We start from the raw sequence: 19,596 nt of genomic DNA, 5'->3' as shown, positions 1-19,596 counted from the left end.
GAATATTCAATAGATGAACTCAATGAGATAGCCACAATGGCATTAGGTATCTCATAGATGTGTAGATACCTATGCCTTGTAGGAGAGGGTTAGGGAGAGGTTCTTTCTAAGAAATCCCCTCATCCTCTTACGAAGCAATGCTTCTCATTCCAGAGGAGAAAGGAACTTTCAATATCCATTTAAATATGAATAGAATGATCATTTTTGATTTATGAAAGAACGCTAATATTTAAAAATTAAAGCTGCGTACTTTTAGAAAAGACATTGATAAAAATAATGCCAATAATCATAAACGCCAGCCCGATCAGCGCGGGAAGATCCAGTTGCTGTTTAAACACCAAGAGGCCAACCGTTGATATCAAGATAATGCCAGCACCAGACCAGATTGCATAGGCAATGCCCATCGGAATGGTTTTCATGGTCAGTGATAGGAAAAACAGGGCAACGGCATAACCGGCAATGGTGGCAAGTGAAGGCCAGAGCACGCTAAAACCATTGGAAGCTTTCAATGCAGAAGTGGCAATGACTTCTGCAATAATGGCAATCGAAAGATATAAAAAAGACATATTTCTCCCTATAACACCCGTTCTGCATGCTGCATCAGGTGATCCTGTTCTGACTTCAGCCAGCTTTCAGCTTGTGTAGTCGTGGGGGTCGCATATTGAAATTGGTAATCCGGCTGGTATATATCCAGCTCAAAAAACAGGTCAATTTCACAGTCATCAAGAACCACATGCTGAACCAGACTGCCTTCATTGAGAACTTCAAAATTTTCCAGGTTAAAGGCTTTGCCTATTTCGCTCGTGCGGGTGCTGTAAGTTTTAGCTTGACCATCAGTTCCGATAGAAACCTCAAAACTTTCCAACAAGGCAAACACGGTCGGATCGACAGCCTTCAAGTCCATTTGAGCTACTGCACTTTGCACTTCAGGCAAACGCGTCAGGGCATAGGCAATATGATCAGCGCAAATAATCAGGCCACCATCCATTTCCAGTGTCTGACCAGATTGAACATCAAGTGCAGACTGAAGACGCAGGCCTAAAAATAAACCGTGCTGTACCTGCTGGCGCCAGTCTTCGACATAAACATTACTTGGAGAAAATTCCAGAATGCAGTTGCCAATCGCATGTAACCTGGCTGGTTCCGGCCATTGCACATGATTCTGGTAATTGGCGTAGTCTTTCACTTCCCAGGACAAGAGTTGGCTGGCACTATCCCAAAGTGTATTGCCAATCCAGCCTTGGCGTTCCTGAACAGCAGTTTCTATCTGGCTTTTTAAACGAAGATCAATGGTAAAACTGCGCGACTGAAACCAGTACACAATGGTATTTTCATCGGTCAGACCATTAAAAAAGCTGATGCTTTTACGCCGAAATGCCCCATATAAAAAGTCAGGAATAATCTCTGGCTGAGGGATAGTCGGCTTTAAAGTTTTAATCACTTCCAACAGATTCATGATGCTACCTCCGCCTGTTCTTCAAGTCCAAAAGAAGAAAGTGGTACAGCATTTTTTAAGACCAGCTTACCGCTAGCGACGCGCTGTTTTAAATATTGAAAGGTCTGGGCGGTCTGATTAAATAGATGCTCGCCCCCGATCAGGGCAGAATATTTGGAATTTTCAGTGTGAATAACCGGTTCAATCACGGTGTCATAATTGCAGGCGCAAAACAGCGGGAATGAATAACGTTCTTCCGAGACCTTTTTCACGCGGTGCTTGGTGGCGAGATATTTACCATTGGATAGAATTTCCATCATGTCCCCGATATTCATCACCAGTGTATTTTCAATCAGGGGAATGTCGATCCATTCACCGGCTTTATTCAAAACCTGTAAGCCGGGTGCGGTGGGTAACAGCAAGGTAAAGCATTCGTAATCGGTATGTGCGCCAATGCCTTCGGCGTCTTTCACTTCCGGATTATAAGGATAATGAATCAAGCGTAGCTGACTTGGTGCATCAGTAATTTTGCTTTCAAAAAAGTCCTCACGAACGCCCAACGCCAGTGCAAAGGCAGAAAAAATCTGCCGGCTGATCTCACGCAGATGACTATAGTATTGGCTGACAATAGACTTGAAATCCGGATGGTCTGGCCATAAGGTGGGGCCAAGTAAAGGACAGTCTTTTCTTACCCCCTGATAATCATAATTGACATCATAGGCTTCTTTTAAATCATAACTGTTGCCGGCAAACTGTTCTTCGCCAATCGGCACATAGCCACTATGGTTTTTTGATTTTCCAATATAGTGCTGCATTTTGGTGTCCAGATCCTGAGAAAAATAGGACTGGGCCATTTCAATCAGGGCTTTGGCGTAATCAGAATTAAACTGGCTACCTTGCAGATAAAGAAATCCGACTTCTTTACAGGCATGATCCACAGCATGAGCAACTTCAATACGATCGGCTAAATCCGGACTTTGTAATTTTGAAATATCAACCAGTGGGAGTACATATTGCGCTTGCATGATAATCACCTCTAATGTTGGTCGTCCAACACAGCGATTAAAACCTTCGGGTCGTCCCAAAGGCATTTTGGATAAGATTATTTATTGCTGCTGACCTTGGTCATACGCGGAATGACCGGCAGTTCTGCCAGTGCCGGATCCAGTTCATCTTCTTCAGCATGCACCAGATAATCGACACGTTGTCTTAACTGTTTAAATTCAGGACTAAGCATGACGTCTGGATGGCGTGGACGAGGTAGATCAACTTCGATAATTTCCTTGATTTCACCCGGATTGGCTTTCAGCGCCACAATACGGTCGGCCAGTAAAATGGCTTCATCCATATCGTGAGTCACAAAAATGATGGTGATGTCGATATTTTGCCAAAGATCCATCAGATGACGCTGCATTTTTTGCCGGGTATGCGGATCGAGTGCTCCAAAGGGTTCATCCATCAACAGGATCTTCGGTTCATTGACCAAAGCCCGGGCAATCGCGACACGCTGTTTCATCCCGCCAGACAGCTCATGCGGATACTGGTTTTCATACTTTTCCAGACCAATGATATTGATCCATTCACGTGCCTGCGCTTCGGCCGCTGCACTACTTTGGCCTTTCATGCGCGGGCCAAACATGACATTTTCCTTGACGGTTTTCCATGGAAACAGGGTATAGCCCTGGAACACCATGCCACGCTCTGGACTTGGGCCGGTAATCGGCTGGCCATCCACCAGAATCTCACCACTGCTATAAGGATCCAGACCGGCGACTACACGGCTAAAGGTTGACTTGCCGCAACCGGAAGGCCCAATCACACAGATGAACTCACGTTTATGAATTTTCAAATTTAGTGCATTTAAAACCGTACGCTCGGTTTTGCCATGACTGAATTTTTGCGTCAGTTGCTTCGCTTCCAAAATCACCGGACGGCTATAAATCTTGTCAAAGTATTCGCGGGTATTAAATTTAGTGTTTTGCATCAGTTAGCTCCCGGTTTCCATTTAAATAAGCGTTGTCCCAATTTCATCAAGATCACATCACACAGCAGACCAATCACCCCGATAATCAGGATCGCGGCAAAGACATTATCAAAGTTCTGATAACGGGCTTGCTGGGTAATGAACCAGGTAATTCCGGAGGTGCTGCCGATCAATTCTGCTACGATCAGGTATGTCCATGCCCAACCCAGCAGCACACGCAGATTGCGGTAAATTTCAGGCAGGGCCGCTGGAATCACCACATGCAACAGGCTTTTCAGTTTATTGGTGCCCAAGGTAAAACCGGCTTCAATCAGGCTGCGATCCACCAGACGTGTGGTATTGGCAATGATCAGGATTTGCTGGAACAGGGTTCCTATCACAATAATGGCAATTTTGGGTGCATCATTAATTCCGAGAATTGCCACTGCCAGTGCACCAAAGGCGGGAGCAGGTAAATAGCGGAAAAACTCAACAAAGGGTTCGGTCAGCTGGGAAATTTTATTTGAAAATCCGCATAAAATACCGAGTGGAATACCAACCAAGGAAGAAATAAAGAACGCGGTAAAGACCAACTTGATACTGTGCCACAGACTTTCATGAAACCAGGGTGCATTGGCTTGGGTAGGCTCCGTGGTAAAAGCTGTGATCAGTGCAATTGCCACTTGATGCGGTGCAGGCAGATAAATCGGGTTGACCAGAATACCCTGCGGCGGAGCCAGACCCTGATCTACCGCAGACTGCGCAGCAGAAAAAAACTGGTCTTTATCAATACGACTCTCGACCTGTAAATAGGCAACACTACCTGAATCCGTAATCTGGACTTGTGGATGCCAGATAAATGGCAAATAACTGACTGCACACCAGATCAGAATTGGTATTAAAAACGACCCCAAGCCAAACAGTAACTTATTTCTTTGACTGAGTTCACGCGCAACGTAACTCATAGTGTTGCCCCTCAATATTACAATTTTTATAAAACGTAATACTGATTAAGCAAAATGGATGCCATTTCATCCCAAATCCTGAAATGACTTTAAAAAGGACTTATTTTTATAGCAAAAATTAGCAGACAACTCTTAATCATATTCAAGAAGTTAGATCAGAATGCAGAGATTTTTTAATCATTTTCTGGAAAATAGACTCAATGAAAAAGACCTGAAAAATCAGGCCTCTTTTTTCAGTAACATCATTTAGCCAATAATGTCTGCATGCTGGCTTTGCAAACTATAGATGCACTGTTCTGCAATCTGTTTTTTCTCGGCTACGGTCATTTCAATATCTTCCCATTTCTGCATCTGCTGCAGAAGCCAGATAAAATCATCGACTTTCGGTTGGGCACTTTTCCCAACAAAATTCCGGATAATATTCTTGATCTTGTAAAAGTCATAGACATGCCGCTGGGCGGAACATTCAAACTGAATAATCTGATAATCGACTAACATATCCCAGACTTCGGAAAGATCAGGGCGCTGCTTTAAATCATCCTGCGCTTTTTGTACTGCCTTGACCACTGCCTCTACGGTAAATGGATGCTGTTCTGCCCATTCCTGGGTCATGGCCAAGACTTTATCGGCAACTTTTGGAATGACATTCTGGCTCGCCGCGACGATAAAACTATAGCCTTCAAGTTTGGCCTGAATATTCCAGGGTTCTCCCACGCAAAAGCCATCGAATACCTGTTCCGCGATTCCTTTTACCATGGAAGGCGGTGGAGAGGTCATCAGCTGGATATTCTTGGCCAGTTGTGGATCAGTCAGCGCCAGCCATTCTTTTAAACAGTAATGGTGAATCGAATATTTATACACATAGGCCAGATTGATGGAATGATTCTGTTGTAAAGCCTGTACCAGTTTCTTTGAGGTAATCTGTTCATCATCCTCAGGCTGGATACCGAGTTCATAACACAGATCTTGGCGCAGACTAATAAAAGCCTGATTCACACTCAGTACTAGAGGGGTTTGTAAAGCCACCTGTAACTGGTCTGTGCCCAGGGCAGCAGCGGGCAACATGGCAGACAAGGAATGTGCAGCATCCAGAAAGCCATAGGCCAGACGGTCACGCAAACTTGACCAGGAGGCTTCGCGGATTAAATTGATGGTTAATCCTTGCTCGGAAAAATACCCCTGTTTTTCGGCCCAGAGAATGGCGACACAATCAAGTAAAGGAATATAGCCAATATTGAGTTCAGTTTTTTCTAATGTGGACATATGCTTTTCCTTATTGGCCCAGTAACAGCTTCTGTGCATCCAGTAAGCGTCTGGCCATTTCACCAATGGTAATCCGGTGACTCATGGCATTTTTACGCAATAAAGCAAAGGCTTGTTCTTCCGTTAAGGCATGCAGCTGGATGAGCAGGGCTTTGGCTTTATCGATATCTTTACGGTCAATCAGCTTGTCCTGGGTTTCTTTTAAATCGTTCAGCAGCTTTTTATGTTTGCGGAATTGTTCAATTGAAATTTCCAGAATGCTTTCTAGTTTGGTGGGATCAATACCATCGACAATATAAGCCGTGATTCCGGCATCAATCGCACTTTTGATGGTGTCTTTATTGGAGTTCTGGGTAAACAGCACGGTCGGAAGTTCATATTGGCTGACACAGCTTTCAATAATATCCCGATGCGGATGATCCATATTCAGCAGGATCACATCTGCATGAATACCCTTAACATGTACCATATTCAGGTCATTCAGGATTAAACAGGCCACCACCTGAAAATCATGTGAAAGTAAGGATTCCTGGATGAATTGGGCGCGCTCCAGATCATCATCAATAAGAGCAATTCGTAATTTGGACATGGAATATTTTCAAGTAAGGCCTAAGGAATATTCAAGCAGGAGTAAAGCAAAAAACATGCCATTAAATTGGTGCATAAAATTCTATTTTTCTGTTCAATTTAGTGCATAGCTTTAGGGATTTCAGCTGATGGCTGATCAAAATGAAGCGTTTAGGTAGATCATCTGCCTGAAACAAGGCATTTTTCTATTAAAAAAGTTGGCACGGTTTCTGCATTTATTAAATCGTCAAAGATGACTTTCAATACTAACAACGGCCAACGATGTCCGTTCTGATCGTAATTGCATTTTCAAAAAATGTGATTGGTATTTCGTTCAGCACAGGATAAATGACATGGTCAGTTGTTCAGCAATACAAAACGCACAAGCGTTTCAACCCTTCCTCCAGCATTACAAAGTGCTGGGTTGCGGTATTTACAACATATTCAATCAGCAGACATATCAATGCCTAGACGTGATATGCGGCTTTTTATCATCTTTAAAAAAACAATAGTTGGAGTGCAGATATGAAAATTCTCATGATTGGGCATGGCATGGTGGGGCATAAATTCATCGAATCTGTACTGGAACAGGCCGGTGATGACATTGAGCTGACCATTTTGGCAGAAGAGCCACATTTAGCTTATGACCGGGTACATTTGACCGAATATTTCAGCGGCAAGTCGGTCAAGGATCTGAGTCTGTGTCGTAGTGATTTTGCCGATGCTTATGGCATTGATTTGCGACTTAATACTAAAGCGGTTGAAATTGATCAGCTCCATAAAACCGTCACCACCAGCCAGGGTGATGTGCTGAGTTTTGACAAGTTGATTCTCGCTACCGGTTCTTATGCCTTTGTGCCACCAATCCCGGGCAATGACCGTCAGAATTGCTTTGTTTATCGTACCATTGAAGATCTGGATGCCATTCGTGCAGCCAGTCTGAATGCCAAAACTGGCGTAGTGATTGGCGGCGGCTTGCTAGGGCTGGAAGCAGCGAAAGCCCTGCGAGATCTGAATCTGGAAACCCATGTCGTAGAATTTGCTCCGCGTCTGATGGCGGTGCAGATTGATGATCTGGGCGGCCGGGTACTGCGCTCTAAAATTGAAGACCTTGGTGTCAAGGTACATACTCAAAAGGCCACGTCAAGTATTGAAGATGGTGACAGCACTCAGCATGTAATGAAGTTCGGAGATGGTTCGGTGCTTGAAACCGATATCATCCTGTTCTCGGCCGGCATTCGTCCGCGTGATGAACTGGCGCGCCAAAGTGGTTTACTGATTGGTGAGCGTGGCGGCATTATCATTAATGATTATTGCCAGACCTCACATCCGGACATTTATGCCATTGGTGAATGTGCACTTTGGGACAATAAAATTTATGGTCTGGTTGCACCAGGCTATGACATGGCGCGGATCGCGGCAAAACATGTCCTAGGCCAAGAAAGTCATGCATTCGCTGGTGCGGACATGAGTACCAAGCTCAAACTGATGGGCGTGGATGTTGCTTCTATTGGTGATGCACATGCCATGTCCCCAGGTGCTTTGAGCTATTTCTATGCTGATGAAGCCGCGCAGGTTTATAAAAAAATCGTGGTGTCAGCAGATAAGACCAGGCTGCTGGGCGCGGTGCTGGTGGGCTGTGCCAAAGAATATAGTGATCTCCTGCAAATGATGCTGAATGGTCTGGCTGTACCGGAGCAACCGGAAAGCCTGATCATACCGGGCTTTGATCAGTCAACCTCCAAATCAGGTGGTAGTGGTGTCGATTTATTGCCTGACAGTGCGACCATCTGTTCATGTAATAACGTTTCTAAAGCTGATATCTGTTCAGCCATTGATGGCGGTGCAACTTCATTGGGTGCATTGAAAAAATGCACGCAGGCTGCAACAGCGTGCGGTGGCTGTGCGCCACTGGTAACGCAGGTTCTCAAATCTGAATTACAGCGTCAGGGTGTCACGGTGAACAATCACCTGTGTGAACACTTTGCCTATTCACGTCAGGAACTGTATCACCTGGTTCGTGTGCATGAAATCAAGACTTTCTCTGACCTGATCCAGCAACATGGTCATGGGATGGGCTGTGATATCTGCAAACCGACTGTAGCCAATATTCTGGCATCCTGCTGGAATGACTTTGTCCTAAAACCTAGCCATGCCGGTTTGCAGGATAGCAACGACTACTACCTCGGCAATATCCAGAAAGATGGTTCCTATTCGATTGTGCCACGTGTGGCAGGCGGCGAGATTACTCCGGATGGCCTGATTACCATCGGTCAGATCGCCAAAGATTATGGTCTATATACCAAAATCACGGGCGGACAACGAATTGACATGTTTGGCGCGCAGGTACATCAACTGCCTGAAATCTGGGAAAAACTGATCAATGCCGGTTTCGAGTCCGGACATGCCTACGGCAAATCCCTACGTACGGTGAAATCTTGCGTGGGCAGTACCTGGTGCCGTTTTGGAGTCGATGATTCTGTCGGCTTGGCGATTTTTCTGGAGAACCGTTATAAAGGCCTGCGTTCACCACATAAAACCAAAATGGCAGTATCCGGCTGTACCCGTGAATGTGCAGAAGCACAGAGCAAGGATGTCGGTGTCATTGCCACCGAAAAAGGCTGGAATCTATATGTATGCGGCAATGGCGGCATGAAACCGCGCCATGCTGAACTGCTCGCTTCGGATCTGGATACTTCCACACTGATCAAATATATCGACCGCTTCTTTATGTTCTATATCCAGACGGCGGACCGTCTGCAGCGCACCAGCGTATGGCGTGACAATATGGAAGGCGGTCTGGACTATCTGAAAGATGTCATTGTGCATGATTCACTAGGCATTGCTGCTGAACTGGAAAACCGTATGCAGCATGTGATTGGCACTTATCAGGATGAATGGCGCACCGCGATTGAAGATCCTGAAGTACGCAAACGCTTTAAGACTTTTATTAATGCCAAAGCAGCCGAGCAGAATGACCCGCATATTCAGTTTGCGCCTGTACGTGGCCAGATTCGTCCAAAGACAGAAGCTGAACGTGATTTAAACCGTATTCCAGTGGTTGAAGCCTAAATACCACAGTCAGGGAGAATGAAAATGACAATTTTAAAAGACATGAACGAACTGAACTGGTATGAAGTCTGCAATCTGGATGAGATCACTCCGAATACCGGTGTGGCAGCCCTGATTGAAGATCAGCAGATTGCAATTTTTCGCGTGGGTCAGGAACAGCGGGTTTATGCACTCAGCAATCAGGATCCGTTTAGTCTGGCCAATGTCATGGCACGTGGCATTCTGGGTGATCTGCAAGGTGAGCGTGTAGTCGCATCCCCAATTTACAAGCAGCATTTCAGTCTGGTGACCGGTCGTTGTCTGGAAGAACAAGAGCAGAAATTACTGGTATTTCCAACCCGAATTGAAAATGGCAAAGTTCTGGTGAGTCCAACCGCACAAAAGACTTATATTTCCAGTAATGGTCAAAACACAGAGCGCTTAAAACTGGTACTGGTCGGGAATGGACTGGCGGGTATGCGCTGTCTGGAAGACTTGCTGGATATGGCGCCAGATCGTTATGACATGACCGTAATTGGGGAGGAACCATGGGGCAATTACAACCGGATCATGTTGTCACCGGTATTGTCTGGTGAGAAAAGTTTTGCCGAAATTATGCTGCATTCAGCCGACTGGTATGCCGAAAAAGGCATTCGATTCATAGCTGGAGATGCTGCAATCTCTATCGACCGTTCACGTAAGCAGGTTCATACCGAAAAAGGCGAAGTCGTTGCTTATGACCGTCTGATCCTCGCGACCGGTTCCAAACCCTTTGTGCCGCCAATTCCAGGTGCTGAACTTGAAGGCGTGATTAGCTTCCGGGATATTCAGGATGTTAACCGCATGCTGGATTACTGCAAAACCAAGCAAAACGCCGTCGTGATTGGGGGCGGTCTGCTGGGACTGGAAGCAGCTTATGGACTGAAGCAGCAGGGAATGAATGTGACTGTGCTGCACCTGATGGACCGTATTATGGATCGTCAGCTGGATATGAAAGCCAGTCAAATGCTGAGGAAATCAATTGAAGACAAAGGTATCCGGATCATTACCGAAGCCAACACCGAAGAGCTGCTCGGTATTGATGGTCACGTGACTCAACTGCGTTTAAAAGACGGGACAGTGCTGGATGCCGATTTGGTGGTCTTTGCCGTCGGGATTCGACCAAATAAAACTCTGGCTGAACAGGCTGGCTTGCGCTGCAATCGTGGGGTGCTGGTGAATGACACCATGCAAACCTATGACCCGAGTATTTATGCAGTGGGTGAATGTATTGAGCATCGTGGTCAGACCTTTGGACTGGTTGAGCCATTATGGGGACAGGCCTTTATCTGTGCGACGCATCTGGCTGAACATGGCCGACTGACCTTTAAGGCACCGACTGTTCCGACCCAGCTCAAGGTTAGCGGATGTGATGTCTTCTCTGCCGGCAATTTTGAACCTCAGGATGATTTTGAAGATATCGTGCTGAATGATGAAAAACGTCAGATTTATAAACGGATCATCATCCAGCAGGACAAGGTCATTGGTGCGGTGCTATTTGGTGATACTGAAGATGGGGCTTGGTATGCAGAACTGATTGCAGACCAGACACCAATTGGTAATATCCGCAGCAAACTGCTTTTTGGTCGGGATTTTGCATTAAAAAAGGCAGGGTAATCGGATCAATCTCCCTCAACCCCTCTTTGGAAAAAAGGGGACCCTCACTCCTTTATTAAAGGAGGGTTGGGGAGGATTAAAGCTTTTGAGACATAGAAAAAATTTAAATCAAACCTGTAAAAGCTAGATATCAGAGATTTGGTGAAACAAGTGAATTTGGATGATTAAGGAGCGCAGCAGCAATGAATAGTATTCCGGTTATGGAACTACATAGCTCTACTGAATCCCAAATAAAAACCACTCAGACGACCTGTCCTTATTGTGGAGTAGGCTGTGGTGTCATCGCGCACGTAAGCCAAACCTCGATGGGTGAAAAGGTTCAGATTGAAGGCGATGTTCAGCATCCTGCGAACTTGGGCAAGTTGTGTATTAAAGGCAGTCATCTCGCCGATACACTTGGCTTAAAAACCCGACTTCTGCATCCGATGACTGGTCGAAAAGAACAGCGGCAAATAAGCACTTGGGATCATGCCATTTCAAGTATTGCCAATAAATTTCAGCAATGTATTGATCAGTATGGGCGCGACAGCATCGCCTTTTATGTCTCTGGCCAGCTTTTAACTGAAGACTATTATGTGGTGAACAAGTTTGTAAAAGGCTATCTCGGTACTGCCAATATTGATACCAATTCAAGACTGTGCATGTCATCTGCTGTGGCAGCGCATAAACGGGCTTTTGGCGAAGATCTGGTACCGGCCAGCTATACAGATTTTGAGCAGACAGAAATGGTGGTTCTGGTCGGATCCAATACCGCCTGGTGCCATCCGGTGCTTTATCAGCGCATTATGAAAGCCAAAGAAGAGCGGGATTTATTCGTGGTAGTGATTGATCCACGCTTTACCGCAACCTGTGAAGCGGCAGATTTACACTTACCCATTTTACCCGGTCAGGATGTCGCGCTGTTTAATGGCTTGTTGCAATATCTTCAGCAAAATGGTCATGCCGATCTGGATTTTGTTACACACCATACTCAAGGTCTGGAGCAGGCGCTTGCCAGTAGCTCGACAGAGTCATCGCTTGAAAGCGTGGCAAAACGTACCGGTATTGCTATTGAAAAATTAACCTTATTTTTTCAGAAATTTGCCCAGAACGAAAAAATCATGAGCCTGTTTTCCATGGGCGTAAACCAATCCTCTCAAGGAGTAGACAAAGCCAATAGCATTATCAACTGTCATTTATTGACAGGAAAAATAGGCAAACCCGGTTCGGCACCTTTTTCCATGACCGGACAACCGAATGCGATGGGCGGACGGGAAGTCGGGGGGCTGGCCAATATGCTGGCCAGCCATCTAGATTTGGAGAACCCGCAGCATCAGCAACTGGTGCAGGACTTCTGGCAAAGCCCGGTCATCGCGCGGCAGCCCGGATTAAAAGCAGTAGATTTATTTCAAGCGGTGGAAAGCGGAAAAATCAAGGCCATCTGGATTATGGCCACCAATCCGATCGTGAGTTTGCCCAATGCAGATCAGGTTAAACGCGCTCTGGAAAAGTGTGAATTTGTAGTGGTTTCCGATATTTGTCTCGACACTGATACCACGCAATATGCCGATGTACTGTTACCGGCACTGGGTTGGGGCGAAAAAGATGGCACAGTCACCAATTCGGAGCGCCGTATTTCACGGCAAAAGGCCTTTTTGCCGGCTCCGGGTGAAGCCAAAGCAGACTGGTGGGCCATTTCCCGGGTGGCTCAGGTCTTAGGTTTTCGCGGTTTTGACTTTAACAATAGCCATGACATTTTTCTGGAACATGCCCGTTTATCTGCCTATCAGAATGGTTCACTTTCGCAACGCGCAGATACGCCAAATTTCCGCTATTTCAACCTGCAAGGTTTAACTCATCTCAGTTTTGCAGAATATCATAATCTGGCACCGATCCAGTGGCCAGTCTGGGATAAGCAAGAAGTTCATCAGGTTGGTCAACTATTTAGTCAAGGCCAGTTTAGCCATGCAGATGGCAAAGCCAGATTGGTGCCAACAGTTGCAGCCGATCCGGTACATGCTATTTCTACTGAATATCCGCTGATCCTAAATACCGGACGCATTCGTGATCAATGGCACACCATGAGCCGTACCGGATTATCTGCCAGTTTATCCCAGCATCGTGCCGAGCCTTATTGTGAGCTGCATCCGCACGATGCGCTAAAATATGGCCTGAAAGATGCCGAGCTGGTCGAGGTGAAATCGGCTTGGGGAAGTTGTGTACTCCGTGTGCAATTTTCACAAAATATGCGACGTGGCCAGATTTTTGCACCGATTCACTGGAACGACCAGTTTGCGTCCGATGCGCGGATTGGCAAAGTGGTGAATCCGGTGGTTGACCCGATTTCCGGCGAGCCAGAGTTTAAGCATACTCCGGTGATGATCCAGCCATTTTATACTCAGTGGCAGGGCGTGCTGTATGTACGGGAAGGCTTTGAACAACAGATCCAGACCATGATTGAAAATATGGTGTGGTGGAGCAAAATTCAAACCACTCAGGCCATCCGTTATGAACTGGCAGACCGGCGCAGGTTTTCTGACATCACCGGGCAGATCAAGAGTCTCTTAGACTTTAATGATGAAAGCTTTGAATGGCTGAATCTCGAAGATCAAACGGCGCATATCAGTCATAGTGTGGTTCTTCAGGATGGCCAGTTAATTGCCAGTTTTTATATCGCACCGGCGGCATTATTGCCAGATCGTGACTGGGTGGCTGGCCTGTTTAGACGTGAACGTCTGAGTGCATTACATCGTAAAGCATTGCTGGCAGGTCAGGCCATGTCGATGGGAAATAGTGAAGGAGCATTGGTCTGTAGCTGTTTTAAGGTCGGCAAGAACCGAATTATTCAAACCATTAAAGATAAAAATATCACGCATGAAAAACAGGTGACTGCATGTCTAAAAGCCGGAGGAAATTGCGGTTCGTGTTTGCCAGAAATTAGAGGCCTGATTAAGGCCTGCCAGACGGAGTGCATAGAATGAAAAGAAGAGTGATGAAGACGGTGTCTTATCCGGAAACCGACGTGGTGATTCTGGCCGGAGGTTTAGCGCGGCGCATGAATGGCATCAATAAATTGCTGCACAAATTTGATGATGAAATCCAGCTGATTAAAATCCATCAGCAACTGAAGTCCCGGGCAAGCAAAGTCTGGGTCAATAGCCATCGGGATCACTCTATTTATAAACGGATGATTCCTTCGATTGATTTTTATCAGGACGATGAACCCGGCTTTCAGGGACCATTGATGGGCATGAAGAGTGCCTGGTCACATGTGGAATCTGATTATGTGCTGTTCGTGCCTTGTGATGTGACCTATATCCCCAAAAAGGTCATTTCACGTTTACATCAGGCCCTGCAACGACATCCTTTATCTGAAGTGGCGGTAGTTGAAATCAATGAAAAGGCATTGTTTCCATTCTGTCTGATGAAACGCAGCAGCTTACCCACTCTTATACAACATCTTGAAAATGATCAGCACAGTTTAAAACTCTGTTTTGCTGACATGCACATGCAGCGGGCAAGCTTTAAAAATCGTGCCCTGTTTTTTCACAGTATTAATTCATTTGACGAGCTACAGCAGCATCAACAGCTTAACTTTCTCTAGCGTTTAAAATGCTAAAAGTCGAATTATCATATTCTGGTTCACCAAAATATTGCTTTTTTTATTTTTCGAGCAAACTTTCGGACTAAAAAAGAACAAATGTTATCCATTAATATTATTTAAAAATAAATTTGTGCAAAGTTGGAACACTTATTGCTCATTCATTGTGAAGAAATAGGGCAGTAAATCAAGACTGTTAAATAACCGTGCAGATCTCATCATGGACCGCAGCAATGAACAGCATGACAGCTTTAGCACCTCGCAGTATCTTTCAGGATCAGTTTGGACGGCAGAAACGTAAGTTGCGGATCTCGGTGACTGACCGTTGTAATTTCAAATGCAGCTATTGCATGCCTGAACATCCGCAATGGATGAATAAAAAAGATTTGCTCAGTTTTGAAGCCCTGTATGCTTTTTGCGAGTTTATGGTGCGACACGGGATTGAGCAGATCCGGGTGACGGGTGGCGAACCGTTGATGCGTCAAGGCATCGTTCATTTTATTGCCCGCTTACAGACATTGAAAGCCTTTGGCCTGAAACGTATTTCCATGACCAGTAATGGCCATTATTTAGCAGATTATGCTCAATTGCTTAAACAGGCAGGACTGGACGATCTAAATATCAGTCTAGACAGTCTTGATCCAAAGCAGTTTCAGCAACTGACCCAAAAACAGTTACAGCCTGTACTTCAAGGTATTTCTGCCGCACAGCAGGCAGGTTTGACCGTCAAGATCAATAGTGTGCTGATCAAAGGCATCAATGACAATCAGATTATTCCTTTGGTGAAATGGGCACAGCATCAGGCTATAGAACTGCGTTTTATTGAGTTTATGCCCCTCGATGGCGATCAGAAATGGAATCCGTCTGATGTCATCAGTGAGCAGGATATCCTGGATCAACTGAAAACTGAATTTGATGTCCAGGTATCTCAAGGACAAGGCGCCAATCCAGCCCGCGGCTATTTGGTCAATGGGCAGCCTTTAGGGATTATTTCCACCATTACCCATTCATTTTGCGGTGATTGTGATCGCCTACGCCTCAATGCCCAAGGTGAATTTTATAACTGTTTATTTGCCAGACAAGGCCTGAACCTTAAGGCAGATATTGAACAACTGGCGCTGGATCATTTCGCCACACAGACATTTCAGCACAAGCTCCACACTTATATCTGGCATAAAGAGGCCGGCTTCCATGCGATCCAGCAATCACCAATACAAAAGCCGATTCGAAAAATCAGCATGCACAGCATTGGAGGATAAATATGTCACTCACTCAGCAAAAATTAATTCATATCAAAATAGAAGCCTTCGGTGCGATTGAACGACAACTTCCAGCAGATTTAAATTTGCAATGTGAGTCTGAAATTCAGGTTTCTGAAGTCCTGAACCAGTTGTTATCCCTCTATCCCGATATACAGCCCATGCTGGAACGCTGCGCCTGTGCAATCGGTGAAGACATTATTTCCAGACAGAACGTTTTAAATCGGGACAGTACGCTGGTGCTGTTATCGCCGGTAGCAGGAGGCTGAGATGCAACTCAAACCATTAAAACAATTTGCTCGAATCCAGCAGACTGCTTTTAGTCTGGAGGATTTTGATGGTATCCAGCATTTTCCGGAATGTGGTGGAATCGGCATCTTTGTCGGAACAGTACGTAACCATCATCAGGGGAAAGCTGTGCATGCCCTGAAATATACCGCCTATGCGCCTGTGGCTGAAAAAATGATTCGTGAAATTGAACAGCAGATCCAGATCAAATACCAGGTGTCTTATGTGCGGGTAGTGCACCGTATTGGTGAGCTGGAGGTTGGGGAAACAGCCATTATTGCTATGGCTTATGCGGCCCATCGTCGTGAGGCCTTCGCTGCCTGTGAGGAAGCTGTGGAACGGGTGAAGCATGAAGTTCCGGTCTGGAAAGAAGAATTTTATACGGATGGTAGCAGTCAATATGTCGAAGGCTGTTGTATCCGAAAAGATCATGGACCTGAAACGGATCACTCTCATCCTGCAGAAGATCTGCATTGTCAGCATCACCATGTAGCACCACACGCTTGCCAATCACCATCTAATTAAATGTGTCTAATGAGGATGCATAAGGTGAATCACTTTAAACAGATTTTAAAATTAGCTCGGGATGAATCATGAAAAATGTAGGGATGAAAGCAGAAAGTTACCGTACAGCAATTGCCACTGGAATCCTGCATGCACCGCCACATTGCATTGAGTTGCTGCGTAATGGCAATACTGAAAAAGGGGATGCCCTGAAAACAGCACGCATTGCCGGCATTCTGGGTGCCAAACGGACCGATGAGCTGATTCCACTGTGCCATCCATTGCCGATTTATCGTGCCGATGTCGAATATAAACTGTTTGATGCACATGTCGAAATTATTGCTACCGTTGAAACCATTGGACCCACCGGTGTGGAAATGGAAGCTTTGACAGCGGTCAGTCTGGCGGGTCTGACCTTGTATGACATGCTGAAGCCACATTGTGAACCGGAAGATTTGTCGCTGGATCAATGCAGGTTGCAGCAGAAAAAAGGTGGAAAATCACATTTTACCCGCGTACTTAAAGAGAGTCTGTCCGCTTCAGTTATTGTACTGTCCGATACGGTTGCAGCAGGCAAAAAGCCGGACACTGCCGGACAAAACGTACTGGAAATTTTAAAAGAAGCCAATTTTGATTCTATTAGTTATCAGGTCATTCCAGATCGCCCTGAACAGCTATTGACCCTGATTGAACAGCAGAAAAATCAGTATCCGCTGATTCTAACTGTGGGCGGTACTGGCTTAGGTCCTAAAGACCTGACCGTCGAAACCCTACAACCTTTGCTGCAACGGGAAATTCCCGGTTTAATGGAAGCTTCACGTAGTTTTGGGCAAAAACGTACCCCTTATGCAGCATTAAGTCGTGGCGTGGCTGGCTATATTGAGAACAGTCTGGTGATGACCCTACCGGGAAGTCGGCAGGGTGCGAAAGAATCCCTGATCGCGGTACTTCCGGCTTTGGTGCACTTGTTTGATGTGCAAAAAAATATCCCACATGCGGGAGGTTATCAATGAATCAGGCACTATCACATTCAGCCTGCGGTGCTGAGCCGGGACTGATTTCTGTTGATCAGGCGCTGCAGATGATACTTGAGCAGACGCATATCCTAGCAACTGAAAGCCTGCCGCTTGCTCGGGCTCTGAATCGCTATCTGGCAGAGGCGATTGATTCGGCCATACCATTGCCGCTGTTTTCACAAAGTGCTGTAGATGGCTATGCGCTTTGCAGTCCAGAAAATGTTAGTGCTCACAGCACTTTTGAACTCATTGGAGAGATTCGGGCAGGGCAAAGTACTGAAATTGAACTGCGGCCAGGTCAGGCGGTCCGGATTTTTACCGGTGCCAGGATTCCAGCAGGAACTACAACGGTCGCCCGTCAGGAAATTGTCAAATGCCATGCCAATCAAATCATTATTACAACAGACCTAAAGCCTCATACGGATATACGTGATGCAGGCGAGGAAATCGCACAAGGGCAGCGTCTGGCAGATGCAGGTCAAAAACTGCATGTAGGTGCAATTGCAGCTTTGAGCATGGCAGGCGTAAAGCAGGTTTCAGTCTATCGTTATCCTAAAATTGCTGTCGTGATTACTGGAGATGAAGTGGCTTCCAGCATTGAAGACCTGAATTCCGGAAAAGTCTTTGACGCCAATGCTCCACTGATTCAGGCTTGGTTTCAGTCACAGGGTCAAAACGTAGATATTCTGCATGTGCCCGATTGTGAGTCCGAACTGCAATTATTACTGAACCGACTCAAACACCAATACGATGTCATCTTGACCACAGGCGGGGTTTCGGTGGGTGATTATGATTTCATTCGCCCTGTTGCCCTGGAGCAGGGTTTTGAGCAGATTTTCTGGAAAGTGAAGCAGAAGCCCGGAAAACCGATGTTATTTGCCAAGTATCGTCGAGATGATCAAGGTTACTGTTATCTCTTGGGTTTGCCGGGAAATCCGGCTGCTGTGTATGTCGGGATGCAAATCTATACGGCAACTTTACTGAATGCCTTACAAGGGCAAAAGCAGTCACCTGCATGGCTTAGTGCGGTAATGACACATGATTTGAAAGCGGATGCACGTGAACGTTGTTTAAGAATGGCTGCAGAATTTGATCAGGGTACTTTAAAGCTCAAAAGCCTGGCGAAACAGCAGTCGCATATGTTGAGTAATCTGATGCAGGCCAATTGTCTGGTACGTATTCCGGCAGCAACAGAAATCCAAGCCGGGCATGTGGTACAAGGTTTACTGATTTGAAATGCCTGTCGCAATTCTCAATATTCGAATCACATAGAATGAGAAAGATGGATTTATTCAAAGTTCTACTCACTGGCGTGCTGTTGACTAGCCCCATGCTGTATGCCGAAACAGTTAAAATATATGCCGCAGCCAGCCTGACCAATGCGATTACTGATATTTCCAGACTATATGAGCAACAGCATCAGGACATCCAGATCGTTCCGGTTTTTGCTGCGTCTTCGGTATTGGCGAAACAAATTGCAGCGGGAGCTGAGAGTGATATCTTTTTTTCTGCAGATCTTGAATGGATGCATAATTTACTTAAAAAACAAAAAATTTCGATCGGTCAGATTCGACCTTTGCTCTTGAATGAACTTGTATTGATTAGTCCTATTCAGCAAAAAAATCATTTTAAAATGTCAGCCGACTTTAATTTTGCTAAAGCCTTTCAGGGTTATTTATGTACAGGACAAATGGAATCGGTGCCTGCCGGGAAATATGCCCAGCAAAGCTTAACCCGGTTGGGCTGGTTGAATCCGCTTCGGGGCAGAATTGTCGGTACAGATAGCGTCCGTTCAACTCTCGCATTTGTAGAACGTGGCGAATGTCAGGTCGGCATTGTGTATAGAACTGATGCCTTGATGAGTAAAAAAGTTAAAATTTCAGGAGTATTTCCAGCCAGTACACATCGTCCGATTGTGTATCCAATCGCTTTAACCCGGCAGGGCCAGAAAAATCAGGCAGCAGTCCAATTTTCTGAATTTATCCAGACGAGTCCAAGGGCCAGGCAGATTTTCCAGAAATATGGTTTTAAGCTTAAGGTAGGCTAACT

Annotated in this window: 17 protein-coding genes; 10 read left to right on the top strand and 7 right to left on the bottom strand. The window is 45.7% G+C overall.

The features are described from left to right. Positions 1–236 precede the first annotated feature (236 nt). The 7 genes from PV763_RS02430 to PV763_RS02400 form a co-directional block, all read right to left on the bottom strand. Positions 237–566, bottom strand: coding sequence for a DMT family transporter (locus PV763_RS02430; protein ID WP_004280373.1), 330 nt, complete (start codon positions 564–566; stop codon positions 237–239). Between the two features lie 8 nt (positions 567–574). Continuing rightward, positions 575–1,456, bottom strand: coding sequence for a hypothetical protein (locus PV763_RS02425; RefSeq protein WP_420937311.1), 882 nt, complete (start codon positions 1,454–1,456; stop codon positions 575–577). Continuing rightward, positions 1,453–2,460, bottom strand: a complete 1,008-nt coding sequence (locus PV763_RS02420; protein ID WP_420937310.1) for an isopenicillin N synthase family dioxygenase — start codon at positions 2,458–2,460, stop codon at positions 1,453–1,455. Before PV763_RS02420 ends, PV763_RS02425 begins: the two co-directional genes overlap by 4 nt. A 77-nt stretch (positions 2,461–2,537) precedes the next feature. After that, positions 2,538–3,419, bottom strand: a complete 882-nt coding sequence (locus tag PV763_RS02415; RefSeq protein ID WP_420937309.1) for an ABC transporter ATP-binding protein — start codon at positions 3,417–3,419, stop codon at positions 2,538–2,540. After that, positions 3,419–4,363: an ABC transporter permease gene (locus PV763_RS02410; protein ID WP_253114381.1), complete on the bottom strand. Its 945-nt coding sequence runs from the start codon at positions 4,361–4,363 to the stop codon at positions 3,419–3,421. Before PV763_RS02410 ends, PV763_RS02415 begins: the two co-directional genes overlap by 1 nt. Positions 4,364–4,609: 246 nt before the next feature. Then, positions 4,610–5,626, bottom strand: a complete 1,017-nt coding sequence (locus PV763_RS02405) for a CmpA/NrtA family ABC transporter substrate-binding protein (protein WP_420937308.1) — start codon at positions 5,624–5,626, stop codon at positions 4,610–4,612. Between the two features lie 10 nt (positions 5,627–5,636). Continuing rightward, positions 5,637–6,215, bottom strand: a complete 579-nt coding sequence (locus PV763_RS02400) for an ANTAR domain-containing response regulator (protein ID WP_004280362.1) — start codon at positions 6,213–6,215, stop codon at positions 5,637–5,639. Positions 6,216–6,718: 503 nt separating this feature from the next. Here PV763_RS02400 and nirB point away from each other — a divergent pair. The 10 genes from nirB (at position 6,719) to modA (ending at position 19,594) form a co-directional block, all read left to right on the top strand. Further along, positions 6,719–9,265, top strand: coding sequence for a nitrite reductase large subunit NirB (gene nirB, locus PV763_RS02395; protein WP_420937307.1), 2,547 nt, complete (start codon positions 6,719–6,721; stop codon positions 9,263–9,265). Between the two features lie 24 nt (positions 9,266–9,289). Beyond that, positions 9,290–10,900: a nitrite reductase small subunit NirD gene (nirD, locus tag PV763_RS02390; RefSeq protein ID WP_253145069.1), complete on the top strand. Its 1,611-nt coding sequence runs from the start codon at positions 9,290–9,292 to the stop codon at positions 10,898–10,900. A 182-nt stretch (positions 10,901–11,082) separates the two neighbouring features. Beyond that, positions 11,083–13,860 carry a nitrate reductase gene (locus tag PV763_RS02385; protein ID WP_253145070.1) on the top strand — a complete coding sequence of 926 codons (2,778 nt, stop codon included), beginning with the start codon at positions 11,083–11,085 and terminating at the stop codon, positions 13,858–13,860. Next, positions 13,857–14,483, top strand: coding sequence for a molybdenum cofactor guanylyltransferase (gene mobA, locus PV763_RS02380; protein ID WP_121979917.1), 627 nt, complete (start codon positions 13,857–13,859; stop codon positions 14,481–14,483). Before PV763_RS02385 ends, mobA begins: the two co-directional genes overlap by 4 nt. A gap of 230 nt (positions 14,484–14,713) precedes the next feature. Next, complete coding sequence (gene moaA / locus PV763_RS02375; protein WP_121979916.1) at positions 14,714–15,739, top strand: GTP 3',8-cyclase MoaA; 1,026 nt, start codon at positions 14,714–14,716, stop codon at positions 15,737–15,739. Positions 15,740–15,741: 2 nt separating this feature from the next. Then, positions 15,742–16,008, top strand: a complete 267-nt coding sequence (locus tag PV763_RS02370; RefSeq protein WP_121979915.1) for a MoaD/ThiS family protein — start codon at positions 15,742–15,744, stop codon at positions 16,006–16,008. A gap of 1 nt (position 16,009) precedes the next feature. After that, positions 16,010–16,552: a molybdenum cofactor biosynthesis protein MoaE gene (locus PV763_RS02365; RefSeq protein ID WP_121979914.1), complete on the top strand. Its 543-nt coding sequence runs from the start codon at positions 16,010–16,012 to the stop codon at positions 16,550–16,552. 68 nt (positions 16,553–16,620) lie between these two features. After that, positions 16,621–17,544 (top strand): bifunctional molybdenum cofactor biosynthesis protein MoaC/MoaB, encoded by a 924-nt coding sequence (gene moaCB, locus PV763_RS02360; RefSeq protein WP_121979913.1) that lies wholly within the window; start codon positions 16,621–16,623, stop codon positions 17,542–17,544. Continuing rightward, positions 17,541–18,782 carry a molybdopterin molybdotransferase MoeA gene (locus PV763_RS02355; protein WP_121979912.1) on the top strand — a complete coding sequence of 414 codons (1,242 nt, stop codon included), beginning with the start codon at positions 17,541–17,543 and terminating at the stop codon, positions 18,780–18,782. Before moaCB ends, PV763_RS02355 begins: the two co-directional genes overlap by 4 nt. Positions 18,783–18,829: 47 nt before the next feature. Continuing rightward, complete coding sequence (modA, locus tag PV763_RS02350; RefSeq protein ID WP_121979911.1) at positions 18,830–19,594, top strand: molybdate ABC transporter substrate-binding protein; 765 nt, start codon at positions 18,830–18,832, stop codon at positions 19,592–19,594. Positions 19,595–19,596: the final 2 nt, after the last annotated feature.

The sequence above is a fragment of the Acinetobacter sp. AS5 genome, assembly GCF_048957595.1.
Lineage (GTDB): Bacteria > Pseudomonadota > Gammaproteobacteria > Pseudomonadales > Moraxellaceae > Acinetobacter.
Note: the sequence above shows the minus strand (reverse complement) of the source record. Positions and strands in the feature narration are given on the sequence as shown.